We start from the raw sequence: 8,316 nt of genomic DNA on the forward strand, positions 1-8,316 counted from the left end.
GAACAGGGGCGATCCACCGCGCAAGAGGCCGTTTTGAAGCTTGCCTATATCCTGAATACCTATCCTCAGCCCTCGCAAAGCTTTATCCGCCGCGAGCTGGCCGCGATCGAGGCGGAGGGCCATGCGGTATTGCGGCTGGCGATGCGGCGCAGCGACATGGCGCTGGTCGATCCGCTGGACCGGGAGGAAGGCGCGCGGACCGCCTATGTTCTGGATGCAGGCGCTTTGGGTCTGTTGGGTGGGCTGCTGCGTGAAGCGCTGCGCGCGCCGCGCCGGTTCTGGGGGGCCTTGCGGCTGGCGATGGCGATGGGGCGGGTGTCGCATGTGGGGCGCATCCGTCACCTGATCTATCTGGCGGAAGCCTGCCTTGTGGCCCGCGCCCTGCGCGAGGCCGGGATTACCCATATGCACGCGCATTTCGGCACGAATTCGGCGGCTGTGGCGGCGCTGGCCCATGTGCTTGGCGGTGTGGGGTACAGTTTCACCGTGCACGGGCCAGAGGAGTTCGACAGCCCGCGCGCCCTGTCGCTGGGGACCAAGATCGAAGGATCGGCTTTCACCGTGGGGGTCAGTGAATATGGCCGCAGCCAGCTATGCCGCTGGGTTGAGGCGCACCAATGGCCCAAGGTGCAAGTGGTGCATTGCGGGATCGAGCCTGCGCGCTTTGCCGATGTGACCGAGGTTGCGGAAGGGCCTGTGCGGCTGGTGTCGATTGGCCGGTTTGCGGAACAGAAGGGGCAACTGGTGCTGATCGCCGCCATGGCGCGGCTGCGGGCTGCGGGGGTGGATGTGTCTTTGCGCCTGTTGGGCGACGGACCGCTGCGGCCCGTGTTGGAGGAGGCGATTGCGCAGGCCGGGCTGGGCGATCACGTCACGCTGACAGGCTGGCTGGATGAAGAAGGTGTGCGGAATGAGCTTCGCGCGGCTAAGGCGCTGGTCATGCCCAGTTTTGCCGAAGGGCTGCCCATGGTGATCATGGAGGCGATGGCCAGCGCACGGCCGGTGATCGCCACCTATGTCGCGGGCATTCCCGAACTGGTGATCCCCGGCGACACCGGCTGGCTGGTGCCTGCGGGCGACGATCAGGCGCTGGCGCAGGCGGTGGAGGAGCTGGCGCAAACTCCGGTTGAGACACTGCGCGCCATGGGTGAGGCCGGGCGCATGCGCGCGCTGGAGCGCCACGATATCGGGGTCGAGGCGCGCAAGCTGTTGCAGCTTATGGCGCGGGCGCAAACGGGGGATTAATCCGCGACGCCCTCGCGAAAGCGCAAAATGGTGTCCCATCGGGGGTTGTCGTCGCCCAAATGGCGCAAAGCGCCCCAGCTGCCCCATTTCGACAAGCGCGAGACATCGTTATAGACGTTGAACGGACCGTCGGTGACGGCAGACCAGCCCGCGATCAGATGGGCGTAAAGCGCTCCCATTTCCGTGCTGTAATTCAGATGCCGGAAGAAGGCGTCGAGCGCCTCATCCTCGACCAATGCGCCCACGCCCACCACATGGGTTCCGCCTTCATACATGATAAGCTCCAACCCGTGGGCGCGGGCCACGTCCCCGTGATAAGGGAAAACGCGGGTTTTCAGATCGGCAATGGACCCGCGCGGCGCACCGCTGATGCTGCCGTCATACAGCTCTGACGCGGCCAACGCGGTGGCGTGGTCATAGGCGCGGCGGGTGACATAGGCGTCGTAGGCTGCACCCGTCAGGCCCTGTTCGGCGGCGGCGGCTTCGGCCCGCGCGCGGCTCTCGGCCAGCCATTGGCGGAGCAGGGGCAGTTTCGGCTCTTCCCCCAGACCGGCCTGGAGATATCCGGTGATGGCATAGGCGTCGAACAGCGTATAAGGCGCAGGGTTGCCGGGCGTTTCAGCCTGCCAGAGAGGGGCGTAAAGCGCCTGATCCTCAAGCCCCAGCCAATCGGCCTGAGTTGACAGGACGGTGACCAGTTGGTCGGGACGGTCCGCGAAGACATCGCGCCAGATCTGCGCCATTTGAGCGGCGCGCATGCCGTAGAATTGCATCCACTGATTGTCCTGTCCCCAACGCACCTTTGCCTGCGCATCGGCCCAGGCGGCCTGGGCAAAGCCCCAGTTCCAGACCTCGTTCGAGTATTCGACGAAGACGCGGGTATCTGTCGGGAGGCGGTCTTTCACCATTGTGGCAGTGTTCCGGAAAAACCCGTCATCGGCCTGATGCGGCAGGGTCAGCCAGGTGTCGGCACCGATCCGGGCTGAAAGGTCCAGGATCATCTCCATCGGGACGCCGCGCCAGGTGAAGCTGTAATCGTCCGGGCGGGGGCGGTCTTCCCACGCAGTCAAAGTGGAATTGTTCGTTTGCATCCAGTTCATGAACCGCAGCCCGTCAAACCCGCGCAGCACGGCCAGGAAATCGGGGTTGAAGACGGCGCCCTGATCGTAAAGCGCGGCACGATCTTTGCGCATGACGGTGATGTTGCGCAGGTAATCCCCGGTGCCCTGCCGGTCGGTGCGCTGGATCCTGATGTCGACCCCGCCGGGGCCGGGGGTGAAATCGAAGCTGATGCGGCCGGGGCCATAGCGGACATTCTGCGCGCGGCCCGAAACCTCGACAATCCCGTCGCCTTCAAATCGCAGGAGGTAGCGGCCCGAGAGGGTCATAGCCTCTTCCGGCAGATCGGTCATGATCAGCGTTCCGATGGAGCCAAGCTCGCCCGGGATGCGTGTGGGCCAGCCCTGCGCGTCGAGAAGCCCCAGCGCATGCAGGTCGGTGTCGGTCATCCCGCCCCAGCGGCCGGGCAGATGGCCGATCCAGGGACGGGCGGCCTTCATGCGGTCGATAAAGGGCTGTTGCGTGCCCCAATCGGCCAGCGTGGAGAGGTTGATGAACATGGGCACCGGCCTGTCCGGCTGCGCGGGTGGGATCGGTTGCGGATCGGCGGTTGCCAGCGGTGCCAGAAGACACCAGCCGATCAGCGCAAGCGCGCGCCGGATCATGTCCCCACGCCGGTTTCCGGCAGGTTCTGGATGACGTGCCAGACGACCTCCTGCATCAGGCGGGCAGCGTCGGGCGTGGGCGCAGTGGCGGGGGAGCCATCGGCGCGGTTCAGTTGCGCGGGCAGCCCGATGGGCGAGCGTTTGTAGAGCACCGCATAATGGGTGAGCGCCACAAGGTATTTGCCCAGATCGCTGAGGTGGATCATGTCCAGCGCGCCGTTCGCGTCACGGGCAAACAGCGCGGTACGGTCGGCCACATTGCCCACGCCGCCCTGCGCTTCGACGCGGCGGGTGAATGCGGCCATAACCTGGCCTGCGGGGATAATGCGCGTGGCGCGGTCCGTGCCCGATTGGCGGATGTCGCCGGCCAGAATCTTGCCCTGCCACAGCGTTTCGAAATCCCGGTCCAGACGGGTCAGCCAGCCGTCGGGATCGTCCAGCCGGTGCCAGGTTTCATAGAGATAGACGCGGGTCGTCAGCGAGGCTTCGCGCGCAAGATCGGCCCAGTTGCTTTTGTACTTGGGGCTGTCGTGATGGGCGATGGCATCGCGCAGTTCGACCATTTCGGTCAGGATGACGGCGTCGAAATCTCCGGAACGGATCGCCTCGCGCGCGGGCAGGAAGCGGGGATGGTCGTTTTCCTGATCGAACCCGTTGATTGGCACTTCGGGGTACCAGTGCTGGCGCAGGGAGGTGCCCCAGCCCAACTGGCTGGCATGGCTGTGGCCTGCGCCTGCAAGCTGTTCAAGCATGGCGGGCATGTCGCGGCCCACAAGCGAATGACCCAGATGGAAGACGCGCAGTGGCTCAAGCGGTGGAGAAAGCGGCGTGGCATGGGCCTTGTCCAGCAGCTCCTGGGTTTGTGCATCAAGAGCCGGGCGAAAGACGTAAAGCGCCGCGGCCATGATCGCCGCCAGAATGAGAAGCGTTGTCAGTCGTCTCTTGCGCATGCTGGTCCCTGTCTTATGCCGGAATGCGCGCCACGCAGATCAGATGGCCCCTGATCTGCCCATGGCGGCCCGTGATCCGGTCACCTGCAGAAAACGGCCCCACCGATTGACGGAACGTGGCGCGAAACCCGGTATGGTCGGGGAAGATGATGTCAAAAGCGTCAAAGTCCAGCAATGCCCCGGACAGCGCGTATTGGCATTTGTATGCCGCCTCCTTGGCGCAGAAGATCCGTTTGGCCGCGAGGGGGCGAGCCGCATCCGGCAGGCTGGCAAGCCAGGCGCGTTCCGCGCGGGTGCAGACGGTGTCCCAAAGCGCGGGGTCAAGCCCTTCGATAGGTTCGATATCCACGCCCAGCCCGCTGGTATTGGATGCCAGATCGGCGATGGCCACGCAAAGTGCACCGCTGTGGCTGAGGCTGGCGCGGACATGGTCAGGCAGCTCTGGCGCGCGGTCATCGCGCATGGGGATCGCGCAGGGTGGCAGACGAAGCCCCACGATGGCCTGACGCAGCGCGTCGCGTCCGGCCAGGAATTCACGCCGACGGATGGCGCGCATGGGCGGCAGGCAGGCGGCTTCTTCCGGATAGGCGGCAGAGCGGGGATGCGTGGGATCGGTGACCGCGACCGACAGGTCCCATGGGAGAAGGGCGGTTACATCTTTCTCAAGGTCATAAAGCATATTTGGAACAGGAGCTTGAAGGGCCATCTTTAACCTACTTTCGCGCGCCGGTTTGCGCGCATTGCCTTGCGTTTCAGGATCACGTCGCTGCGGGTCTGGCCCGAGGCGGGCTCTACCGGGGCTTGAGGAGACGTGTTGCTGCCGTCGAGATGCCGGGTCAGACCTGCGAGTGTGGGGAAGCGGAAGATATCGGTGATCGAGATATCTGAGCGCCCGAGGGCGGCCTTGATATCCCGATGCGCCTGCACTGCCAGAAGCGAATGGCCACCCAAAGCGAAGAAATTGTCGTCAGGCCCGATCGTCTGAACGCCCAGAATGTTGCGCCAGATCTGCGCGATCTGTTGCCCGGTGTTGCGGGTGTCGCTGACGATCACGGGCCGGGGTGGATCGGCCGGAAGCGCCGGCGCCTGGGGATCGGGCAGGGCCTTGCGGTCGATCTTGCGGTTGGGCGTCAGCGGGAAGGCATCCATCCGGGTGAAACTGGCTGGCACCATCGCATCGGGCAGATGGGCGGTGAGGTGGGCGCGCAAGGCGGCCTCGTCCACCGGGCCTTGCGCGGTGTAATAGGCGGCAAGCGCTACGGCACCGGATTGTGTTTTTCGATCTGTAACAACGGCTTGAGAGATAAAGTTCATCTCGGTCATGGCCGCCTCAATCTCGCCTAGTTCGATGCGCTGGCCGCGGATTTTGACCTGAGTGTCGTTGCGGCCCAGGAATTCCGGTACGCCATCGCCGCGCAGGCAGACCAGATCGCCAGTACGATAGACATGGGCGTCACCCAAATCGACAAAACGGTCTGCCGTCATCTCGGGGCGCTGCCAGTAACCGGGGGTCACGCCATCGCCGCCGATGCAGAGTTCTCCGGCGACGCCCACGGGCGCTTCGCGGCCCGAGGCGTCCAGAACATGCAGCGAGGTATTGGCGATGGGCCTGCCGATGGGCACGGTGGAGCCGGGTGCGTCCGGCACCGGCATCATGGTGGACCAGATCGTGGTTTCGGTCGGGCCGTACATGTTGGTGATGCGCGCGCGTGTGGCTTTGCGCAGGTCAGTGACCAGCGCGCCCGGAAGCGCCTCACCCCCGATAAGCAACTGTCTGACGCGCGACAGGGCCAGCCGCGCCTCGTCATTCATGGCGATGATCTGCGCCATGGAGGGCGTGCATTGCAGATGGCTCACGTCATGGCGGATGATCTGTGCGGCAAGGGAGAAGTCGTCCGGGGCCAGTTCCGCTGGCGCATTGGCGGCTTTCAGCACCTGGGCCAGCGGGCGCAGCCCGTCCATCACCTGCGCGACCGGGATGCCATAATCGATCAGGCAGGCGATTTCGGTAACGCCGATGCGCTTGACCTGTTCGACGCGGGCCAGTGCGTCATCAACGGTGCCGAACAGGCCGGAGTCCTCGAAATACCGTTCGAACGCGAAATCGAGGATGGCTTCAAGTTCATCCTCGGACAACGAGCCAAGATCCATCTGGAACGGATTGGTCACGCCCTTGGGCTTTTTGAAGGCCGGGAAGGCCCAGGCATATTGTTTGATCAGCCCGGCGGCAGAGCGCAGGTAATCTTTCATCGGGCCGCGCGCCACGTCGCGGGCGGTGTCGCGGTCAGCGGCCAGATAGGTGTGCAGCATCAGCGTGACGGTGAAATCATCCGGGTCGTGGCCGGCCTTGCGCAGCGCGTCGTGATAGATGGCGATTTTCTCGCCCACCTCGTCCACGCTCTGGCCCAGAAGGTGGGTCAGCACATTGGCCCCGATTTCACCGGCTTCGCGCCAGGTATCGGGATTACCTGCCGTGGTCACCCAGATTGGCAGTTCTTTCGACACGGGACGCGGTTGGGTGACGACGTCATGCAGGGAGCCATCGGCCTTGGCAAAGCCCACAGGTTCCCCGCGCCAGAGTTTGCGCAGATCCTCGATCGCGCGGTACATGGCGGGTTTGTTTTCGGGCGGCGTGTTTTCGGGGCGCAGGACGAAATCATCCGGCTGCCAGCCCGAGGCGATGGCCAGCCCCGCGCGCCCGTTGGTGAGGTTGTCGATGACGGACCATTCCTCGGCAATCCGGGCGGTGTGGTGGAGCGGCGCCACGCAGGAGCCTGCGCGCACTGACAGGTTACGGGTAACGGCGGCGACGGCGGCGCCGGTGACCGATGGGTTGGGGTACGGGCCGCCGAAGGCGTGGAAATGCCGTTCCGGCGTCCAGACCGCGTTGAACCCATGGGTATCGGCGAATTTCGCGCCTTCCAGCAGAAGCGCGTATTTGTCCCGACCCACGCCGTCGTCATTGCCCCAATAGAACAGGTTGAAGTCGATCTTGCGGCCCGGCAGGCGGATTGGGCCGTTCGACACGGCGGCGCGGTTCTGATCGCCCATCAGCACGACCTTGAACCCGCGTGCGAGGGTATAGAAAAGCTCGAGCACCGAGATATCGAACGCCATGGAGGTCACCGCCGCCCAGGTCTGCCCCAGGGTCTGGTCGATCTCGGCATCCATGCCGGTGAAGAAGTTGACCACGTTGCGATGGGTGACCATGACGCCTTTGGGCACTCCGGTAGAGCCGGAGGTATAGATCAGATAGGCGGTGCCCAGCGCGTCGGCCCTTGTCTGCACCGGTTCCGGCGCCGGGGTCACATCGTCGAGGACCAGAAGCTGCGCGTCATGGGTGGGCAGGGTGGCCGCGAGGCCCTTTTGCGTCACAATCAGCCGTGTCCCGCTGTCGGCGATGTAATGCGCGATCCGGTCGGCGGGGTAATCCGGGTCAAGCGGGATATAGGCGGCACCGGCTTTCATGATGCCCAAAGCGGCCGCAACCATGTCGATGGAGCGGCGGGTGTAAAGACCCACATGCGCGCCCTGTTCGATGCCCTGCGCGATCAGCGCATGGGCAATGGCGTCGACCCGCTGGCCAAGATCGGCATAGGTGATCTGCTGGTCTTCAAAAACGATCGCTGTGGCATCAGGTGATTTGGCGGCTTGCTGGTCGAAAGCAGCGGGAATTGTCAGGCTTTGGTCATAGGGGGTTGCCGTCTGGTTCCAGCTGGTCAGCAGCGCGCGTTCCGAGGGCGGCAGGGCCGGGCAATCGGCAAGGGCTGTGTCATTCTCCGCCTGCTCCAGCCACTCGGCGATATGGGCCAACCGTTGGGCCAGGATCTGCGCCATGGCGGCGTCGATGCGGGTGGCGTCGTAATGGATATGCCCGGTATCCGGCGTGGCGCAGATGACGGAGCCTTGCACGGGTTCCGCGCCTGCTGCGATGGCCAGATGGGGCGTGTCCAGCGCGCCCAGATCAGGATCGCGCAGGATCAGGTCACGGGCGAAGGTTGCGCGGGTGGCGCGTTGTGTCATTTCTGCCGTCACGGCGTCGAAATGCTGGGCCTTGGTCGCCACGTCGGGCAGGGTCATCGGGGACCAATCGGCGAAATAGCCGGGTGCGGCCTGATGCGCCTTGAGAAGTGAGGTTGAGGCGACGGCCAGATCGCCCGGCTGATCCGGTCCGCAGGACAGCCGCGCCCAGATCAGTGCTGCTTCCAGCGCGTGGTCGGGTAGGGGCAGGGGCAGGGTCTGCCAATCGGGTTTGCCGTCGGCCCGCTTGGCCAGCATCAACTGCGCGGGCCGGGCTCCGGCAAGGGTTTTGCGCCAGAACGGGTCATGGGCGGCGATCTCTTCATGCGCCTTTTGCAGGGCGGCGTCGTCTTCGGGCAAAAAGACCGGCAGGCGCA

General features: G+C 64.8%; 5 protein-coding genes. 1 reads left to right on the forward strand and 4 read right to left on the reverse strand.

Going from position 1 to position 8,316, the window contains the following annotated elements; all coding sequences use genetic code 11:
- Positions 1 to 33 precede the first annotated feature (33 nt).
- A complete protein-coding gene (locus tag TR61_RS09940) occupies positions 34 to 1,245 on the forward strand; it encodes a glycosyltransferase (RefSeq protein ID WP_050929828.1) in 1,212 nt (403 codons plus the stop codon).
- On the opposite strand, the gene TR61_RS09945 is transcribed toward TR61_RS09940, so the two are convergent.
- From TR61_RS09945 to TR61_RS09960, 4 genes are all read right to left on the reverse strand, one after another.
- Positions 1,242 to 2,969: a hypothetical protein gene (locus TR61_RS09945; RefSeq protein WP_050929829.1), complete on the reverse strand. Its 1,728-nt coding sequence runs from the start codon at positions 2,967 to 2,969 to the stop codon at positions 1,242 to 1,244. The genes TR61_RS09940 and TR61_RS09945 overlap by 4 nt on opposite strands.
- Positions 2,966 to 3,919 carry a hypothetical protein gene (locus TR61_RS09950; protein ID WP_050929830.1) on the reverse strand — a complete coding sequence of 318 codons (954 nt, stop codon included), beginning with the start codon at positions 3,917 to 3,919 and terminating at the stop codon, positions 2,966 to 2,968. Before TR61_RS09950 ends, TR61_RS09945 begins: the two co-directional genes overlap by 4 nt.
- A 13-nt stretch (positions 3,920 to 3,932) precedes the next feature.
- The gene (locus tag TR61_RS09955) at positions 3,933 to 4,625 is read right to left on the reverse strand and encodes a 4'-phosphopantetheinyl transferase family protein (RefSeq protein ID WP_082181913.1); all 693 of its coding nucleotides are present in this window, start codon (positions 4,623 to 4,625) and stop codon (positions 3,933 to 3,935) included.
- A 2-nt stretch (positions 4,626 to 4,627) separates the two neighbouring features.
- Positions 4,628 to 8,316: MupA/Atu3671 family FMN-dependent luciferase-like monooxygenase (locus TR61_RS09960; protein ID WP_050929832.1), on the reverse strand; the 3,689-nt coding region annotated here is incomplete at its 5' end.

Origin of the sequence: Aestuariivita boseongensis, assembly GCF_001262635.1 — a bacterium.
Taxonomy (GTDB): Bacteria; Pseudomonadota; Alphaproteobacteria; order Rhodobacterales; family Rhodobacteraceae; genus Aestuariivita; species Aestuariivita boseongensis.

Coding starts and splice junctions, on each gene's coding strand:
- TR61_RS09945 (WP_050929829.1), bottom strand. CDS start 2,969: ATGATCCGGCGCGCGCTTGCGCTGATCGGCTGGTGTCTTCTGGCACCG.
- TR61_RS09950 (WP_050929830.1), bottom strand. CDS start 3,919: ATGCGCAAGAGACGACTGACAACGCTTCTCATTCTGGCGGCGATCATG.
- TR61_RS09955 (WP_082181913.1), bottom strand. CDS start 4,625: ATGGCCCTTCAAGCTCCTGTTCCAAATATGCTTTATGACCTTGAGAAA.